Below are 16,181 nucleotides of genomic sequence, written 5' to 3' on the forward strand. Positions count from 1 at the left end.
TGTCGGGATGTCTTTCTCCGCACACCGGCCGGGCAGGTTCGGCTCCGACGGCCGCATCGAGTTCGGGATCGACGGCGAGACGCCGGAGGATCTCTACCTCGACGACGTGCGCGCACAGCAGGCGGCGGGCGAGCCCCGCGACGACCGATACGACGATGAAGGCCCTGAGGACCCGTACCCCATGACCCGTGACCTCCTCGAGGACGCGCTCGCGATGAATCCGACGCAGCCCGTCGCGATCGCCGCCGAGCCCACCACCGAGGAGCAGCCGACGATCGGCGAGTGGGGCGCCTTCGACGAGCCGATGGCGGACGAGCCGATCTCAGGCGACGTCGCCGAAGAGGCCGTGCCTGCGGCATCCCCTGCTCCCGTCCGCGCGAAGCGCGTCAAACGCGCCAAGAGCCCGCGCGGGTCGGGCTGGCGCCGGCTCGCGATCCTCGGCGGCGCCGACGGCTCGGTGCTCGACCAGGTGCCCACGGAGCAGCCGCGCTTCGTGCAGATGTTCTTCGTGATCGCCGGCACGGCCTTGATCTCGGCGATCTCGATGTACTTCGCCCTCACCACCGGCGTGCGGATCGTCGCCTGGGGCGCGCTGCCCCTCGCGATCGTGTGGATGCTCATCATCTTCAACCTCGACCGCTTCCTCACCTCGACGATGCGCTCGACGCACAGCATCGGCCGGCTCATCGGGCTGGCCATCCCCCGCATCATCATGGCGGCCGTCATCGGCATCGTGGTCGCCGAGCCGCTCGTCCTGCAGGTGTTCCACAACGACATCGCGCGCGAGGTGACGGCGACGAACCTCGTGCAGGCGCAGTCGGATCAGGATGCCGTCACCAGCGGCCCTGAGAAGAAAGCGCTGGATGCCGCGAGCGAGCGTGTCTCGGCGCTGGAGAGCCAGGCCGCCAGCGGCGTGGTCGCGGGGGCCGACACGACCTCCGCGGCGACCACCTCGGCGCAGGCCACGGTCGACGACCTCACCGCGAAGCTCGCGGCCCAGCAGCAGGTCATCGACCAGGCTCGCGCGATGTACCAGTGCGAGCTCACCGGCCAGGGGTCCGGCGAGGTCGCAGGCTGCACCGGCGTCGCGGGCGAGGGTGCGAGCTCGACGGCCGCGAAGGACCAGCTCGCCTCCGCGCAGGCCGCCTACGACGACCTGGCCGCGAAGCTCACCGCCGCGCAGGCCGCGCTCGCCGACGCGCAGGCGGACGGCACGGCGAACGCGAGCGCGTCGGAAGCGCAGAACAAGAAGCAGGCCGAGGACGAGCTGCCCGCGGCGCGCGAGCAGTACAAGGCCGCGCTCGCGGCGTACGACGCCCGTGCCGCCGAGGTCGCGAGCGGCAACGCCGGGGCTGTGGGCCTGCTCAGCCAGATCAGCGGCCTCGAGCGGCTGTCGGCCAAGGAGCCGACGCTCGCGTGGGCGCACTGGCTCATCGCGATCCTGTTCTTCATGATCGAGCTCCTGCCCGTGATCGTGAAGGTGCTGACGAGCTGGGGCCCGCCGTCGCTGTACGAGCAGGCCGACGCCCTGCGCCGTCAGGTCGCGCTCGACCGAGTCACGGCGCGCAGCTGGCAGGAGCGGGCCGACATCGCCCGCGGTGCCGAGGCCTAGCTCGCAGAAGCCGTCAGCCAGGCGCGCACCCCGCGGAGCACGTCGGGGCCCGAGTCCCGGTCGACCGTCGTGGCGAGATCGGCGACGGTCACGCCGCGGAGGGACTCGCGCCAGGCCTGCTCGGCGGCGAGCATGGCCCGATGCACGGCGCAGGCTCGGAGGCAGTCCTCGGGCGAGGCGGCGAGCGGACCCCGCTGCCGGATCTCGGTGCACGTGAACTGCGGATCAGCGCCCTCGATCGCGATGACGATGTCGAGCACCGTGATGTCGCCGGGGGAGCGGGTCAGCGCGTAGCCGCCGGCCTTGCCCTGCACCGACCGCACGAGTCCCGCCCGGGCGAGGGCCTGCATGTGCTTCGCGAGGTAGCTCATCGACACGTCGTGGAGCCTCGCGAGGGTCGCGGCCGGCACGGGCCTGTCGACGTCGGTGAGCGCGACGCAGCAGTGCACCGCCCACTCGACGCCGCCCGACATCCTCATGCCGAAATGGTACTTGACCCGGATAGGACATGTCCGAGTATCTTGAACTCGGACAGAAGCTATCCGAGTAAGGAGCGGGCATGAAGATCGTCGTACTGGGCGGAACGGGTCTCATCGGCAGGCAGGTCGTCGCGCTGCTGGAAGAGCGCGGTCACGAGGCTGTCGCCGCGTCGCCGTCGACGGGGGTGGATGCCGCGACAGGGGCGGGCCTCGACGAGGCGTTCGCGGGCGCCGACGCCGTCGTCGACGTCACGAATCCCCGCGACTTCGCGCAGGAGGCATCCATCGCCTACTTCGAGGCCTCGACGCGCCATCAGCTGGCCGCAGAGAAGCGTGCGGGCGTCGGGCACCACGTCGCCCTCTCGATCGTGGGCGTCGACCGCGATCCCGCCGCGCGCGGCTACCTCGCGGGAAAGGTCGTGCAGGAACGGCTCATCGAAGAGGGCGGCGTGCCCTTCACGATCGTGCGTGCGACGCAGTTCTTCGAGTTCCTCGCCGACATCGCCGAGGCCGGCACGGTCGACGGCGTCGTCCGCATCACGCCGAGCCCCATGCAGCCCGTCGCCGCCGCGGCGGTCGCGCGGACCGTGGCGGATGCCGCGACCGCGGCACCTGCAGGCAGCGTCGAGATCGCCGGACCCGAGCGTGCGCCGATCTCCGATCTCGTCGCACGCGTGCTGGTCGCCGCCGGCGACGGGCGTGAGGTCGTCGCCGATGCGGGCGCGGGCTACTTCGGGCGCGAGGTCGGCGAGCTCAGTCTGGTGCCGGTCGGCGAGGCCGTCATCGACCCCGAGACGCTCGAGGAGTGGCTCGCTGCGACCTCCACCGATTGATCGCCGAGAGTTCTGAATCCCATCGCCTGGAGTTGTTGGACTTCTCACCGCTCGCATGCCTAGGGTGACAGAGCAGTGACGGCGGCACCGTCTGGTGTGCTGCGCTGCGCACGGAGATCAGGAGAGAGATCAGGGAATGGTCGAATATCGCTACCTCGGCAACAGCGGCTTCAAGGTGTCGGAGATCACCTACGGCAACTGGATCACCCACGGCTCGCAGGTCGACGACGGCGCCGCCGTCGCGACGGTGCACGCAGCCCTCGATGCGGGGATCACGACGTTCGACACGGCCGACACGTACGCCAACACGGCGGCCGAGGTCGTGCTGGGCAAGGCGATCCAGGGCCAGCGGCGCGAATCGCTCGAGATCCTGACGAAGGTCTACTGGCCGATCGGACCCATGGGGCCCAACGACCAGGGCCTGTCGCGCAAGCACATCATGGACGGCATCAACGGGTCGCTGAAGCGTCTCGGCGTCGACTACGTCGACCTCTACCAGGCGCACCGGTGGGACTACGAGACGCCCATCGAGGAGACGATGCAGGCGTTCGCCGACATCGTGCGGCAGGGCAAGGCGCTCTACATCGGCGTCTCGGAGTGGACCGCCGAGCAGCTGCGCGAAGGCGCCGCGCTTGCTGCGGAGCTGAAATTCCAGCTCGTCTCCAACCAGCCGCAGTACTCGGCCCTGTGGCGCGTCATCGAGGAGAAGGTCGTGCCGACCTCGGAGGAGCTCGGCATCTCGCAGATCGTGTGGTCGCCCATGGCGCAGGGCGTGCTCTCGGGCAAGTACCTGCCCGGGCAGCCCGTGCCCGAGGGCTCGCGCGCGACCGACGACAAGAGCGGCGCCCAGTTCATCTCGCGCCTCCTCCGCGACGACGTGCTCGAAGCCGTGCAGAAGCTCAAGCCCATCGCCTCGGACGCGGGCCTCACGATGCCGCAGCTCGCGATCGCGTGGGTGCTGCAGAACCCCAACGTCGCGGCGGCGCTGGTCGGAGCATCCCGTCCCGAGCAGATCGCCGACAACGTGAAGGCTTCGGGCGTCAAGCTCGACGCCGACACGATGGCCGCCATCAACGACGCGCTGCACGACGTCGCCGAGCGTGACGGCGCCAAGACGTACGAGGTCTCGCCGAAGGGCCGTCCGGGCGCCTGACTCGACGCCCACAGACGCAACGTCGGAGATACGGCCTAGTGTCGGAGGAATCCCGGTGATTCCTCCGACGGACGGTCGAATCTCCGACGTTCCGTCGTTCGAGGGGGAGACATGCCGGTTCACAGCGCGGGCCTGCTGCTCTATCGGGTGACGGATGCCGCGCCCGAAGTGCTCATCGCGCACATGGGCGGTCCGTTCTGGGCGGCGAAGGACGAAGCCGCCTGGTCGATCCCGAAGGGCGAGTACGACCCCGACTCCGAGTCGCCGGTCGAGGCGGCGCAGCGCGAGTTCCTCGAGGAGCTCGGCGTCGCACCGCCGGGCGGCCCGCTCGCGGAGCTCGGCACGTGGGCCTATTCGTCGGGCAAGCGCATCACGGTCTTCGTCGCCGACGGTTCATCGTTCACGCCGGTCGAGTTCGTGTTCGGCGAGTTCGAGCTGGAGTGGCCGCCCCGCTCGGGGCGCCGGCAGTCGTTCCCCGAGGTCGACCGGGTCGAGTGGATGCCTCTCCCCGCCGCCCGCGAGAAGCTCGTGAAGGGCCAGCGCCCCGCCCTCGACGCCCTCGAGAAGCACCTGGCCGAGGTTTCCCGTCCCTGAGCCTGTCGGAGGGCGGTCCCTGAGCCTGTCGAAGGGTCACCGCCCGTTCTTGGGGCGCGTCGTGACGTCGATGCGATCCTGCGCGCCGAGCGACGACCACGCCGACGCGATGCCCTTCGCGGCGTGCTCCGAGGCGCGCACGGCGCGCTCGTCGGCCCAGGCGTTCAGCACGTGGCCGGAGTGCCCGCGCACGTGCTCGAGCACGACGTCGGGGAGCCCCGCCGCGCGGCGCGCGTCGCGCGCCTCGATGAGCTGCTCGAGCAGGTCGACGTTCTTCGTGGGGGCGCCCGTGGAGGTCTTCCAGCCGCGGCGGCGGTGGCCGTCCATCCATTTCGTGTAGGTGTCGATCGCGTACTTCGAATCGGCCTGCACGACGAGGTTCGCGACGTCGCGGTGATCATCGATCGCCTTGAGCAGTCCGAGCAGCTCGCCGATGTTGTTGGTGCCCGTCACGAGCGAGCCCGCGGCCCAGTGGCCGTCCTCGGCGACCCACGCCCATCCTGTCGGTCCGGGGTTCCCCTTGCAGGCGCCGTCGGTGGCCACGATGTAGGGAGCGTCGGAAGTCACTCGGGCAAGGCTACCCGGCACCGGTGCGCTCAGCGGCGTGCGTCCACCCACTCGGCGACGAGCTCGGGCATCCGCTTCGCAAGGAACCGGAAGAACGAGGCCATCTCCCGCGATCGGTCGTGTGCGGCCGAGTCGTCGCCCGCCTCCTCCGCGATGCGGTCCATCAGGTCTGCCGTGCGCTCGTACAGTGTGGTGTTGCTCGTCATGGACCCGTAGAACACCTCGGGCACCAGCTCGTAGCGATCGCGTCGATCGCCCGGCACAGATCGGCGCCGGATGAAGTGCACGCGCTGGAGGTAGCCCACGGCTCCCGAGATCGCGGCCGCCGAGACCCCGAGGCGCTCGCCCAGATCGGCAGCCGTGTAGCCATCGGCCGGGGCCGCGACGAGAGCCATCATGACGCGCGCCGGCATGCGCGGCATCCCGGCCGCCGTCATCATCGCGGCCGCCTGCTCAGCAGGTTCGATTCCGGGATGCTCGGCCCCCACGTCGCGTCCTATCCCGCCGAGGCCAGCTCGCGGCGGCGCATGAGGGAGAAGGATGTCACGGCGCCCGCCGCGACGGCGAGGAGCAGCCACCACAGCCCGCGGAGATCCACCTCGTCGCCGCTCGGCACGGGTGCGACGGAGAACGGCGAGAGGTTCGTGACCCACTCCGGCATGCCGAGCAGCGGGCCGAAAAGGCCGAACACGATGGCGGCGGTGACGAGGGTCCAGCCGAGCGGGATCGTCCACCGCGGCGCGACCGTGAAGATGAGCGCCGTGGCCACGAGGAAGACGGATGCCGCGACCACCTGCCCGGATGCGGCGATGAACGCGCTGCGGGTCAGGTCCGCGCCGCTGTCCGAGCCTGCCCCGCCCGCCCACGCGCCGACGAAGCCGGCGGCGCAGGTCAGTACGACCGACACGAGCCCGATGACGACGAAGTCGGCGAGCCACCGGACCCGGTCGACGGGAGTGGCCAGCACCGGCTCTGCCGTGCCGTGCGCCTCCTCCTGGCGTGCGCGGGCGACGGTCTGCACAGCCGCGCACGCCGCGAGCAGGCCCACCATCGTGAAGAAGACGACGACGACCGCCTGCTCGAGGTCTGCCTCGGCCGAGAGCGCCTTGAGCATGTCCGCGACGGCCGGATTGTCCGAGCCCATCTCGTTCACCACGGAGCCCAGCGAGGTCGAAAGTGCGCCTGCGAAGAAGGCTCCCGCGGCCCAGCCGATCAGGGACGGCGTCGCGAGCCGCGTGACGAGTGCCGTCGTCGACGACAGCGCAGGTCGCGCGTTCGAGCGGCCGAGTCGCTCGGGGAGGATGCTCGCACCGAGGTCGCGCACCGTCTGCAGTGCGAGTGCGGCTCCGGCGAGCACGACGAACGCCCCGAGGCACAGCAGCGCGGGCCACCACAGGTTCTCGTCGAACGCGCGCGTGTTCTCCGCCCAGCCGAAGGGCGAGAGCCATGTCAGCGAGGAGCTCTCCATGTGCGTCAGGTCGTCGCTCGGGGTGCCGACGGCGTTGCCGATGCCCGCGATGAAGAAGCTCACCACGAGCACCCATACCGCGAGGGAGTTCGCACCGCGCGACGTGCGCATGAGCTGCGCGGCGAGCAGGGCGACTCCCAGGAAGGTGAGCCCGCCGCACGCCGCGGTGAATCCGGCGAGGAGCGACCCCTCGGTCGGCGAGCCGCCGGCCAGGAACGCGCCGGCGACGAGCACGCCGAGCACGACGTTCGCCAGCACTCCGTGCACGATCGTGGCGACGGTCGGGACGGTTCGCCCGGCCGTCGTGGCGGCGACGATCTCGAGCCGTCCCGCCTCCTCGTCGCCGCGCGTGTGGCGCACCGCGAGGAACGTGCTCATGAACGCCGCCATCATGACGAGGAAGGGCATCAGCAGGAACACGATGAACGCCGACTCGTCGGGCCCCGAGGGAAGGCCGCGGAAGAGCAGGATGACGGGATTGGCCATGACGGTCGCCAGCAGCGCGGTGCGCTCCGTCTCGGAGCCGTAGGTGTTGGCGGCACCGTTCAGGCCCGCGAGCGCGAGAGCCATCGTGCCCACGATCCACAGCGTCAGCTGCAGCCAGTCGCGCCGCAGCCGCTGTGCGAGGAGGGTGGAGAGCCTTCTCATCGCCGGTTCCCCTCCAGTACGGCGAGGTCGTCGCCGTAGTGCCGCAGGAACAGCTCTTCGAGCGAGGGGGGCGCGACGCGCAGGCCGGCGACGCCCAGCCGGCCGAGCTCGGGGAGCACGGAGGCGATCCGGTCGCTGTCGACCGTGAAGCGCACGCGTCCGTCATCGACGAGCGCATCGTGCACGTCGGTGAGCGCAGCGACGGGCGCGGCATCCGTGCCCTCATACGAGACCTCGGTGCGCGTGAGGTGCCGCATGTCGCTGAGGGTGCCCGTCTCGACGACGCGGCCCGCACGGATGATCGACACGCGATCGCACAGCTGCTCGACCTCGGACAGGATGTGGCTCGACAGCAGCACCGTCCCGCCGGCGGCATGGACGCGCGCGACCTCGCGGCGGAACATGACGTCCATCAGGGGATCCAGGCCGCTCGTGGGTTCGTCGAGGATGTAGAGATCGGCCGGCACGGCGAAGGCGGCGATCAGCGCGACCTTCTGCCGGTTGCCCTTCGAGTACGTCCGGCCCTTCTTGCGCGGGTCGAACTGGAACGCCTCCATGAGGCGCTCCTTCTCGGACCGGTAGACGGTGTCGCGGCGGTCGGCGCCGCGCAGCCGCGAGAGGAGGTCGATCGCCTCGCCGCCGGAGAGGTTCGGCCAGACGCTCACGTCTCCGGGGATGTAGGCGACACGGCGATGGATGGCGACGGAATCGGTCCACGGGTGCATCCCGAAGACGGATGCCTCGCCACCTGTCGCGCGGGCGAGCCCGAGCAGGACCCGGATCGTTGTGGACTTCCCTGCGCCGTTCGGTCCCAGGAATCCGTGGATCTGTCCCTCTTCGACTTCCAGGTCCAGCCCGTCGAGAGCGTGGACGCGGCCGTAGTGCTTGGTGAGGCCGCTCGTGCGGATGACTTCGGTCATGCCCCGCACGCTACGCCGAATTCACAATATTGTGAAGATTCCTAACGCTATCCTCACGGCGTCGTGAACTCGATCAGGTCGGCGCAGAAGTCGCGGCCCTCGGTGTCGGCGCGCCCGCGCCCGCGGTTGTCGATGAAGCTCACGAAGTCGCGATTCTGGTCGACCTCGATCGTGACGGTGTTGGCGCCCGCGTCGTGGAGGTTGGCGCGGCCGAGGTCGTCGGTCCAGAAGACGTTGAACCGGTCCGTGAACGTGAGGGTGAAGCCGCCCATGTCGTTCGGCACGAGGTTCTGGTCGCCGCTGTTCAGCCGCTGGTTGTAGTGGTAGCCCAGCCCCGTGTCGACGTTCGTCCAGGTTCCGATGAACGATCCGTTGAACGACTCATACAGCTGGCCCTTGCGCTCGACGATGCGATACGTGCCGACAGCGTTCTCGTTCCACTCGACGGGGAAGGACAGCATCCCGTCGCAGAGGTTCGGATCGTGCGCTGTGTAGCTCTCGTGGTTGAGGTCGTCGAAATGGCCCATCTCCGTGAGTCCCACGGCCATCGCAGGGCTGCTCGAGAGAGCGAGGAGGACGACGGCGATCGATCCGATCGCGGCGGTCGTGCGAGTGTGCATCGTGGATCTCCCTTGTTCGGGCCCCCGCTGCTCCGGACCGTACACCGGCGCGCCGGACACGGACCATCGGGCGAATGCCCTAGGGACCGATGCGTCTGTATACGCATCCGCTGTTTTCCGACCCCGCAGTGCTGACAAGAACGGATTATGTATACACTGTCTTCGGTGGCGAGCGAGGAGGTGCGTACATGCGGGCAAGCGATCGCGCCTATCTGACGCTCCTCGACGAGATCCAGTCGGGGCGCCTCGCACCGGGCGCCGTCATCGGCGAGGTCGAGCAGGCGTCACGGCTCGGCGTGAGCCGCACGCCGCTGCGCGAAGCGCTCGGCCGGCTGGCCGCCGACGGGCTCGTGGTGCAGCAGTCGCCGCGCGTCACGGTCGTCAGCGACGTCGATGCGGGCGACATCCGCGGGCTCTTCGAGCTGCGGCGCGCGCTGGAGGAGACGGCGGCGCGCCTCGCGGCGGAGCGGGGGGATGCCGCGGACTTCGCGCTCCTCGCGCGGGAGTTCGCCGCGGCATCCCTCGACGGCGCCGCCGCGACCGACGACTACTACGCGCTGATCGCCCGCTTCGACGAGGCGCTCGACGCCGCCGTCGCCAACGACTACCTCACCTCGGCCCTGCGCACCGTGCGCACGCATCTCGTCCGCGTCCGCCGGCTCGCGCGCGACAACCCGGGCCGGCTCACCGCATCAGTCGCCGAGCACCGGCTCATCGCCTCGGCGATCGCCGCGCGCGATGCGGACCTCGCCGCGCACGCGACGCACGTGCATCTTCACAACGCACTGGCCAGCATCCTCGGCTCGCTCGACGCCTCGACGGGCTCGACCACGGGCAACCACCACCAGGGAGCAGCATGACCGTCACGCATCACGTCCGCGTCCACCGCAGCGAGGAGAATCTCGCGCGCGAGGATCAGCTCGCCTGGAAGATCGCGGAGGTCGCGGTCGACCCCGTCGAGGTCGACTCCGACGTCGTCGAGATGATCATCAACCGCGTCATCGACAACGCGGCTGTCGCCGCGGCATCCCTCACCCGTGCGCCCGTGAGCGCGGCCCGCCAGCAGGCCCTCGACCACCCGGTGTCGATCAGCGGCAACGGCGCGACGGTGTTCGGGTGCCCGATCGAGCGGCGCTCGTCGCCGGAGTGGGCGGCGTGGGCGAACGGCGTCGCGGTGCGTGAGCTGGACTATCACGACACGTTCCTGGCCGCCGAGTACTCGCACCCGGGCGACAACATCCCGCCGATCGTCGCCGTCGCGCAGCATGTCGGGTCCGACGGCGCGGCGCTGGTGCGGGGCCTGGCGACGGGGTACGAGATCCAGATCGACCTCGTGCGCGCCATCAGCCTGCACAAGCACAAGATCGACCACGTCGCGCACCTCGGGCCGTCGGCAGCCGCCGGCATCGGCACGCTCCTGGGTCTTGCCGCCGAGACGATCTATCAGGCCGTCGGGCAGGCCCTGCACACGACGACCGCGACGCGGCAGTCGCGCAAGGGCGAGATCTCGACGTGGAAGGCGCACGCTCCGGCGTTCGCGGGAAAGATGGCGGTCGAGGCCGTCGACCGCGCGATGCGCGGCGAGACGTCGCCGAGCCCGATCTACGAGGGCGAGGACGGCGTCATCGCGTGGCTGCTGGACGGTCCGGACGCCTCGTACGACGTGCCGCTGCCCGCTCCGGGGGAGGCCAAGCGCGGCATCCTCGACTCGTACACGAAGGAGCACTCGGCCGAGTACCAGGCGCAGGCGTGGATCGACCTGGCCCGCAAGCTCCACAACGAGCACCCCGACGCGTTCGCGCCCGACAACGTCGCCTCGATCGTGCTGCACACGAGCCACCACACGCACTACGTCATCGGGTCGGGCGCGAACGACCCGCAGAAGTACGACCCGACGGCATCCCGGGAGACGCTCGACCACTCGATCCCGTACATCTTCGCCGTCGCGCTGCAGGACGGCGGGTGGCACCACGTCGACTCGTACACGCCCGAGCGCGCTTCGCGTCCCGACACGGTCGAGCTGTGGAACAAGATCACCACGGCCGAGGACGAGGAGTGGACGCGCCGCTACCACTCCGACGACCCGGACGAGAAGGCGTTCGGCGGCCGCGTCGTCATCACGTTCGCCGACGGCGGCGAGCTCGTCGAAGAGATCGCCGTCGCCGACGCGCACCCGCTCGGGGCCCGCCCGTTCGCACGCGAGGACTACGTGCGCAAGTTCCGCCTCCTTGCCGAGCCCGTGCTGTCGGCCGACGAGATCGAGCGCTTCCTCGACCTCGCCCAGCGCCTGCCCGAGCTGAGCCCCGAAGAGGTGCAGCAGCTCACGATCGTCGCGCAGCTGGGCGTCCTGGCCGGCGCCCCCGCGCCGAAGGGCCTCTTCTGATGCTGCGCAACGCCATCTCCGGCTCACCAATCCCGGGCCATTCCACCGAACTCGGATCACCGCGCCGGATCCATCCGATCTGGGTGGATTCGCCCGGGTCTGGCGAAGGGGGCAGGGGCTGATGCTCTACTCCACCGTCTCGGCGGCCGAAAAGCGTCGCGCGTTCCGCGAGCGGCTCGCGTCGGGGGAGCTGCTGCGCTTCCCCGGCGCCTTCAACCCGCTCTCGGCGCGGCTCATCGAGCAGAAGGGCTTCGAGGGGGTCTACATCTCGGGCGCCGTGCTGTCGGCCGACCTCGGCCTGCCAGACATCGGCCTGACGACCCTCACCGAGGTCGCCGGCCGCGGACAGCAGATCGCGCGCATGACCGACCTGCCGGCGATCATCGACGCCGACACGGGCTTCGGCGAGCCCATGAACGTCGCCCGCACGATCCAGACGCTCGAAGACGCGGGCCTGGCGGGCACGCACATCGAGGACCAGGTCAACCCGAAGCGCTGCGGGCATCTCGACGGCAAGGCGGTCGTCGACGAGGACACCGCGATCAAGCGCATCCGCGCCGCCGCCGACGCGCGCCGCGACCCGAACTTCCTCATCATGGCGCGCACCGACATCCGCGCCGTGGAGGGGATGGATGCCGCCATCGACCGCGCGAAGGCGCTCGTGGATGCGGGGGCCGACGCGATCTTCCCCGAGGCGATGCGCTCGCTCGAGGAGTTCGCCGCCGTCCGCGCCGCGATCGACGTGCCGATCCTCGCCAACATGACCGAGTTCGGAAAGTCCGACCTCTTCAGCGTCGAGCAGCTGCGCAGCGTCGGCGTCAACATCGTGATCTGGCCCGTCTCACTGCTGCGCATCGCAATGGGGGCGGCATCCCGCGCCCTCGACACGCTGCAGGATGACGGACACCTCACCTCCAAGCTCGGCGAGATGCAGCATCGCGCCGACCTGTACGAACTCATCGACTACGAGGCGTACAACCACTTCGACCAGGACGTCTTCAACTTCCAGATCGCTCGATAAGGAGAACGACATGACGGATGCCGACATCAAGAAGGGGCTCGCCGGAGTCGTCGTCGACTACACGGCCGTGAGCAAGGTCAACCCCGACACGAACTCGCTGCTGTACCGCGGGTATCCCGTGCAGGAGCTCGCGGCGACGCAGCCGGTCGAGGCCGTCGCCTACCTGCTCTGGTACGGCGAGCTGCCCAGCGACGATCAGCTCGCCGAGTTCGTCGCCGAGGAGCGGGCGCATCGCGGGCTCGACGAGAACGTCAAGCAGGCGATCGACCTGCTGCCGCTCGAGGCGCACCCCATGGACATCGTGCGCACGGCCGTGTCGGTGTTCGGGGCATCCGATCCCGCTGCTTTCGACATCTCGCGCGAGTCGGATCTCGGCAAGGCGCGGCGACTGTTCGCGAAGCTGCCGGCGATCGTCGCGTACGACCAGCGTCGCCGGCGCGGGCAGGAGCCGGTCGAGCCGCGCGACGACCTGGACTACGCGCACAACTTCCTGTGGATGACCTTCGGCGAGGAGGCCGACCCGATCGTGGCGGCCGCGTTCAGCGTGTCGATGATCCTCTACGCCGAGCACTCGTTCAACGCGTCGACCTTCACGGCGCGCGTCATCACCTCGACGATGGCCGACCTCTACTCGGCCGTCGTCGGAGCGATCGGCGCGCTCAAGGGTCCGCTGCACGGCGGTGCCAACGAGGCCGTCATGCACACCCTCGACGAGATCGGCGGCGCTGCGAACGTCGGGCCATGGCTCGACGAGGCGCTCGCCGAGAAGCGGAAGATCATGGGCTTCGGCCACCGCGTGTACAAGAAGGGCGACTCGCGCGTGCCGACGATGAAGGCAGCGCTCGCCACGCTCGTCGACCACTACGACGCGCGCGACCTCGCGGACCTCTACAACGAGCTCGAGAGCGAGTTCGTGGCGCGTAAGGGCATCTACCCGAACCTCGACTACCCCTCGGGTCCGGCGTACCACCTCATGGGGTTCGACACGCTCACCTTCACACCGCTGTTCGTCGCGGCGCGCGTCGTCGGCTGGACGGCGCACATCATCGAGCAGACGGCGTCCAACGCGCTCATCCGCCCGCTGTCGGCCTACAACGGTCCCGACGAGCGGCACATCGAGGGCTACGTGGCGGATGCCGCGCAGGTCGAGGCCGCGGAGCGCGCGGAAGAGGCCGCGGTGTGAGCATCTGGCACAGCGATATCGCTGTCGCCGAGCTCGACTCGATGGCCGGCGGCACGCTCATCGAGACGCTCGGCATCGAGCTCGTCGAGCTGCGAGAGGACGCGCTCGTCGCCCGCATGCCGGTCGACCACCGCACGGTGCAGCCGGCCGGCGTGCTGCACGGCGGTGCTTCGGTCGCGCTCGCCGAGACGATCGCGTCGTGGGCCGGCTATCTCGCGGTCGACCGCGAGAAATTCCACGTCGTGGGGCAGGAGATCAACGCCAACCACATCCGGCCGGTCTTCTCCGGCTGGGTGACCGCCACCGCGACGCCCGCCGCGATCGGCCGCCGCAGCCACGTGTGGGAGGTGCGCATCGTCGACGACGCGGGCAAGCTCGTGTGCATCTCGCGCTGCACGCTCGCCGTCATCGAGCAGCGCTCGACCTACGGCACGGCGGAGTCGCGGGGCTGACGGCTACTCGCCGCGGGGCTCGCCCCAGGCGCGGCGCATGAGGAACGTGACGTCGCGGTCGAGGTGATCGATCTTCGTCTCGACAGTGTCGAAGCGGGCGTTCATCTCTCCGCGCAGCCCCTCGACCGCGACAGACGTCGCTCTCGTGATGAGCGTCGTCATCAGGGTCATGCCGCCGAGCATGATCGTCGTGAAGACGCCGATCAGCACCCACACCTGTGGTTCGTTCATGAGGCCCACGCTCCCATTCTGGGGATGGGGCGATCACAAAGCCAGTGGCCGCGGTGCAAAGTGCCGTGATTCCCGCGGCTGTGCAGGAGCCCGTCGCTCACCAGGCCTGGTGGGCCGCGAAGTCCCATCCGCGCGTCACGGGCTGCCCGGCCCCGCCGCGATCGTCGATCCGAACGACCGAGAGCCGGGCGCGCTTGGCGACGACCTCGAACACGTCGTCGAAGCCTGGCTCCGCACCCGAGATGTCGAGTCGCATGAGGCGCACCTCGGCGAACTCCCACCGCACCACGACGGCGCCGCGTCCTGCCGAGGCCTGCACGACGTCGAGCTGCGCCGTCGGCAGGCTCGTCCCTTTCGCGATCGCCTCGAAGATGAGCGGCGTCGCGATCGACGTCGGGGCGGTGACGACGAGCGGATGCTGCGTCGCCCTGCCAACGCGCCCCGCCCCGCCGCCGGGCCCGGCGCCGGGGCTCGCCCCGGACTGCTCCACGCCCCACGTCGCGCTCGTCACCTCGATCCAGTCCTCGTGGTCACGCTCGGTGGAAGCGCCGGGGATTCCCGGCAGCTCCAGGTAGATGTCGACCGCCATGTCTCGTCCTCTCGGCGCGCAAGCCCCGTTCCCGGCGCCAGCCTCCCACGTGCGATCCGGGCGCACCAGGCCCGGAGACCGCCGTGGGGGGTGATCATGGAGGCATGACACGCACCGCCGTCATCGTCGACGCCATCCGCACCCCGTCGGGCAAGGGAAAGCCCGGGGGAGCGCTGTCGACGGAGCATCCCGTGGACCTCGCCGCCTTCGTGCTGTCATCGCTGCTGTCGCGGAGCGGTCTCGAATCGACGCAGGTCGACGACGTGATCGTGGGCTGCGTGAGCCAGATCGGCGACCAGGCGATGAACCTCGGGCGCCTCGCCGTGCTTGCCGCCGGGTTCGACGAGCGCGTGCCCGCGACGACGATCGACAGGCAGTGCGGGTCGAGCCAGCAGGCCGCCCACTTCGCGGCGCAGGGCGTCATCGCCGGCGCCTACGACATCGTCATCGCGGCGGGCGTCGAGTCGATGAGCCGTGTGCCCCTCGGCTCGTCGCGCCAGGGCGGCAGCACGGCGCCGGGCATCGCCCGCCGCTACCCCGAGGGCCTCGTGGGCCAGGGTGTCTCTGCCGAGCTCATCGCCCAGAAGTGGGGGATGAGCCGCGAGGAGCTCGACGCCTTCGCCGCCGAGTCGCACCGGAGGGCGGCGGATGCCTGGGCCCAGGGCCGCTTCGACGGGCAGGTGCTTCCGGTTCCGACCGACGGCGGCATCATCGGCCACGACGAGACCGTGCGTGCAGCGACGACGGCCGAGGGGCTCGCGGGCCTCGCCCCCGCGTTCCGTACCGACGCCCTCGCGGCGCGCTTCCCCGAACTGGACTGGAAGATCACGGCCGGCACGTCGTCGCCGCTCACGGACGCGGCATCCGGTGTGCTCATCATGAGCGAGGAGAAGGCGACCGAGCTCGGGCTCATGCCCCGGGCGCGCTTCCACTCCTTCGCCGTCGTCGGCGACGACCCGGTCATGATGCTCACGGGGCCGATTCCGGCGACCCGGCGCATCCTGGAGCGCAGCGGCCTGACGATCGACGCCCTCGACGCGTACGAGGTCAACGAGGCGTTCGCCTCGGTGCCGCTCGCGTGGCTGCGGGAGCTCGGCGGCGACCCCGCGAAGCTCAACCCCTGGGGCGGTGCGCTCGCGCTCGGCCACGCCGTCGGCGCCTCGGGCACGCGGCTGCTCGGCACGCTGCTGGCCCATCTCGAGGCCACCGGGGGCCGCTACGGCCTGCAGACGATGTGCGAGGGTGGCGGCATGGCGAACTCGACGATCATCGAGCGGCTCTGAGAGCAGCTCTTCGCGCGCAGCTGTAAGCGCTTCCGGAGAGGCTCCGGAGCTGTGAGGCATCCGTGGTGTGCTCAGCGTAGATGAGCGGCTCCTCATTGTGCAAGCGCTTGCATTCCTATGAGATGGCCGATAGCGTCGCTGGCAC

General features: G+C 70.1%; 18 protein-coding genes. 10 read left to right on the top strand and 8 right to left on the bottom strand.

The window, feature by feature from the left end:
* The first annotated feature begins 7 nt into the window (after positions 1-7).
* Positions 8-1,612: a DUF4407 domain-containing protein gene (locus tag ACH3VR_RS13210; protein WP_397556774.1), complete on the top strand. Its 1,605-nt coding sequence runs from the start codon at positions 8-10 to the stop codon at positions 1,610-1,612.
* On the opposite strand, the gene ACH3VR_RS13215 is transcribed toward ACH3VR_RS13210, so the two are convergent.
* Entirely contained in the window at positions 1,609-2,091 is a 483-nt protein-coding gene (locus ACH3VR_RS13215; RefSeq protein WP_397556775.1) for an RrF2 family transcriptional regulator, read from the bottom strand. The genes ACH3VR_RS13210 and ACH3VR_RS13215 overlap by 4 nt on opposite strands.
* Positions 2,092-2,171: 80 nt before the next feature.
* Here ACH3VR_RS13215 and ACH3VR_RS13220 point away from each other — a divergent pair, with 80 nt between their 5' ends.
* The 3 genes from ACH3VR_RS13220 to ACH3VR_RS13230 all read left to right on the top strand — a co-directional run bounded on the left by ACH3VR_RS13220 (position 2,172) and on the right by ACH3VR_RS13230 (position 4,671).
* Complete coding sequence (locus ACH3VR_RS13220) at positions 2,172-2,924, top strand: SDR family oxidoreductase (protein WP_397556776.1); 753 nt, start codon at positions 2,172-2,174, stop codon at positions 2,922-2,924.
* Positions 2,925-3,060: 136 nt separating this feature from the next.
* Positions 3,061-4,077 (top strand): aldo/keto reductase family protein, encoded by a 1,017-nt coding sequence (locus ACH3VR_RS13225; RefSeq protein ID WP_397556777.1) that lies wholly within the window; start codon positions 3,061-3,063, stop codon positions 4,075-4,077.
* A gap of 111 nt (positions 4,078-4,188) precedes the next feature.
* Positions 4,189-4,671, top strand: a complete 483-nt coding sequence (locus ACH3VR_RS13230; protein ID WP_397556778.1) for an NUDIX domain-containing protein — start codon at positions 4,189-4,191, stop codon at positions 4,669-4,671.
* Positions 4,672-4,707: 36 nt separating this feature from the next.
* Here the strand turns inward: ACH3VR_RS13230 and ACH3VR_RS13235 are convergent, their stop codons facing one another.
* The 5 genes from ACH3VR_RS13235 to ACH3VR_RS13255 are packed head-to-tail and all read right to left on the bottom strand — an operon-like array spanning position 4,708 to position 8,894.
* Positions 4,708-5,238 carry a ribonuclease H family protein gene (locus ACH3VR_RS13235; protein ID WP_397556779.1) on the bottom strand — a complete coding sequence of 177 codons (531 nt, stop codon included), beginning with the start codon at positions 5,236-5,238 and terminating at the stop codon, positions 4,708-4,710.
* A gap of 29 nt (positions 5,239-5,267) precedes the next feature.
* The gene (locus ACH3VR_RS13240; protein ID WP_397556780.1) at positions 5,268-5,726 is read right to left on the bottom strand and encodes a GbsR/MarR family transcriptional regulator; all 459 of its coding nucleotides are present in this window, start codon (positions 5,724-5,726) and stop codon (positions 5,268-5,270) included.
* A gap of 8 nt (positions 5,727-5,734) precedes the next feature.
* Positions 5,735-7,354, bottom strand: a complete 1,620-nt coding sequence (locus ACH3VR_RS13245) for an ABC transporter permease (RefSeq protein WP_397556781.1) — start codon at positions 7,352-7,354, stop codon at positions 5,735-5,737.
* On the bottom strand, positions 7,351-8,274 hold the full coding sequence (locus ACH3VR_RS13250; protein ID WP_397556782.1) for an ABC transporter ATP-binding protein: 924 nt from the start codon (positions 8,272-8,274) through the stop codon (positions 7,351-7,353). The genes ACH3VR_RS13245 and ACH3VR_RS13250 overlap by 4 nt, the downstream gene beginning before the upstream one ends.
* A 53-nt stretch (positions 8,275-8,327) precedes the next feature.
* Complete coding sequence (locus ACH3VR_RS13255; protein ID WP_397556783.1) at positions 8,328-8,894, bottom strand: hypothetical protein; 567 nt, start codon at positions 8,892-8,894, stop codon at positions 8,328-8,330.
* A 188-nt stretch (positions 8,895-9,082) separates the two neighbouring features.
* Between ACH3VR_RS13255 and ACH3VR_RS13260 the strand changes: the two genes are divergently transcribed.
* The 5 genes from ACH3VR_RS13260 (at position 9,083) to ACH3VR_RS13280 (ending at position 13,933) form a co-directional block, all read left to right on the top strand.
* Positions 9,083-9,754, top strand: coding sequence for a GntR family transcriptional regulator (locus ACH3VR_RS13260; RefSeq protein WP_397556784.1), 672 nt, complete (start codon positions 9,083-9,085; stop codon positions 9,752-9,754).
* Entirely contained in the window at positions 9,751-11,277 is a 1,527-nt protein-coding gene (locus ACH3VR_RS13265) for an MmgE/PrpD family protein (RefSeq protein ID WP_397556785.1), read from the top strand. The genes ACH3VR_RS13260 and ACH3VR_RS13265 overlap by 4 nt, the downstream gene beginning before the upstream one ends.
* 121 nt (positions 11,278-11,398) lie before the next feature.
* Positions 11,399-12,298, top strand: coding sequence for a methylisocitrate lyase (gene prpB / locus ACH3VR_RS13270; RefSeq protein WP_397556786.1), 900 nt, complete (start codon positions 11,399-11,401; stop codon positions 12,296-12,298).
* Positions 12,299-12,308: 10 nt separating this feature from the next.
* The gene (locus tag ACH3VR_RS13275; RefSeq protein WP_397556787.1) at positions 12,309-13,481 is read left to right on the top strand and encodes a bifunctional 2-methylcitrate synthase/citrate synthase; all 1,173 of its coding nucleotides are present in this window, start codon (positions 12,309-12,311) and stop codon (positions 13,479-13,481) included.
* The gene (locus tag ACH3VR_RS13280; protein ID WP_397556788.1) at positions 13,478-13,933 is read left to right on the top strand and encodes a hotdog fold thioesterase; all 456 of its coding nucleotides are present in this window, start codon (positions 13,478-13,480) and stop codon (positions 13,931-13,933) included. The genes ACH3VR_RS13275 and ACH3VR_RS13280 overlap by 4 nt, the downstream gene beginning before the upstream one ends.
* A gap of 3 nt (positions 13,934-13,936) precedes the next feature.
* On the opposite strand, the gene ACH3VR_RS13285 is transcribed toward ACH3VR_RS13280, so the two are convergent.
* Positions 13,937-14,164 carry a hypothetical protein gene (locus ACH3VR_RS13285; protein WP_397556789.1) on the bottom strand — a complete coding sequence of 76 codons (228 nt, stop codon included), beginning with the start codon at positions 14,162-14,164 and terminating at the stop codon, positions 13,937-13,939.
* A 97-nt stretch (positions 14,165-14,261) separates the two neighbouring features.
* The gene (locus ACH3VR_RS13290) at positions 14,262-14,753 is read right to left on the bottom strand and encodes an Hcp family type VI secretion system effector (protein WP_397556790.1); all 492 of its coding nucleotides are present in this window, start codon (positions 14,751-14,753) and stop codon (positions 14,262-14,264) included.
* Between the two features lie 104 nt (positions 14,754-14,857).
* Between ACH3VR_RS13290 and ACH3VR_RS13295 the strand changes: the two genes are divergently transcribed.
* On the top strand, positions 14,858-16,036 hold the full coding sequence (locus ACH3VR_RS13295; protein WP_397556791.1) for a thiolase family protein: 1,179 nt from the start codon (positions 14,858-14,860) through the stop codon (positions 16,034-16,036).
* Positions 16,037-16,181 lie beyond the last annotated feature (145 nt).

The organism is Microbacterium alkaliflavum, from assembly GCF_044325405.1.
In the GTDB taxonomy this organism is placed as follows: domain Bacteria; phylum Actinomycetota; class Actinomycetes; order Actinomycetales; family Microbacteriaceae; genus Microbacterium; species Microbacterium alkaliflavum.

Bases quoted from the DNA above. Each gene is read 5' to 3' on its own strand.
- ACH3VR_RS13255 (WP_397556783.1), bottom strand. From the start codon at position 8,894: ATGCACACTCGCACGACCGCCGCGATCGGATCGATCGCCGTCGTCCTC.
- ACH3VR_RS13275 (WP_397556787.1), top strand. From the start codon at position 12,309: ATGACGGATGCCGACATCAAGAAGGGGCTCGCCGGAGTCGTCGTCGAC.
- ACH3VR_RS13285 (WP_397556789.1), bottom strand. From the start codon at position 14,164: ATGAACGAACCACAGGTGTGGGTGCTGATCGGCGTCTTCACGACGATC.
- ACH3VR_RS13290 (WP_397556790.1), bottom strand. From the start codon at position 14,753: ATGGCGGTCGACATCTACCTGGAGCTGCCGGGAATCCCCGGCGCTTCC.
- ACH3VR_RS13210 (WP_397556774.1), top strand. From the start codon at position 8: ATGTCTTTCTCCGCACACCGGCCGGGCAGGTTCGGCTCCGACGGCCGC.
- ACH3VR_RS13265 (WP_397556785.1), top strand. From the start codon at position 9,751: ATGACCGTCACGCATCACGTCCGCGTCCACCGCAGCGAGGAGAATCTC.
- ACH3VR_RS13230 (WP_397556778.1), top strand. From the start codon at position 4,189: ATGCCGGTTCACAGCGCGGGCCTGCTGCTCTATCGGGTGACGGATGCC.
- prpB (WP_397556786.1), top strand. From the start codon at position 11,399: ATGCTCTACTCCACCGTCTCGGCGGCCGAAAAGCGTCGCGCGTTCCGC.
- ACH3VR_RS13215 (WP_397556775.1), bottom strand. From the start codon at position 2,091: ATGAGGATGTCGGGCGGCGTCGAGTGGGCGGTGCACTGCTGCGTCGCG.
- ACH3VR_RS13260 (WP_397556784.1), top strand. From the start codon at position 9,083: ATGCGGGCAAGCGATCGCGCCTATCTGACGCTCCTCGACGAGATCCAG.
- ACH3VR_RS13220 (WP_397556776.1), top strand. From the start codon at position 2,172: ATGAAGATCGTCGTACTGGGCGGAACGGGTCTCATCGGCAGGCAGGTC.
- ACH3VR_RS13250 (WP_397556782.1), bottom strand. From the start codon at position 8,274: ATGACCGAAGTCATCCGCACGAGCGGCCTCACCAAGCACTACGGCCGC.
- ACH3VR_RS13295 (WP_397556791.1), top strand. From the start codon at position 14,858: ATGACACGCACCGCCGTCATCGTCGACGCCATCCGCACCCCGTCGGGC.
- ACH3VR_RS13225 (WP_397556777.1), top strand. From the start codon at position 3,061: ATGGTCGAATATCGCTACCTCGGCAACAGCGGCTTCAAGGTGTCGGAG.
- ACH3VR_RS13245 (WP_397556781.1), bottom strand. From the start codon at position 7,354: ATGAGAAGGCTCTCCACCCTCCTCGCACAGCGGCTGCGGCGCGACTGG.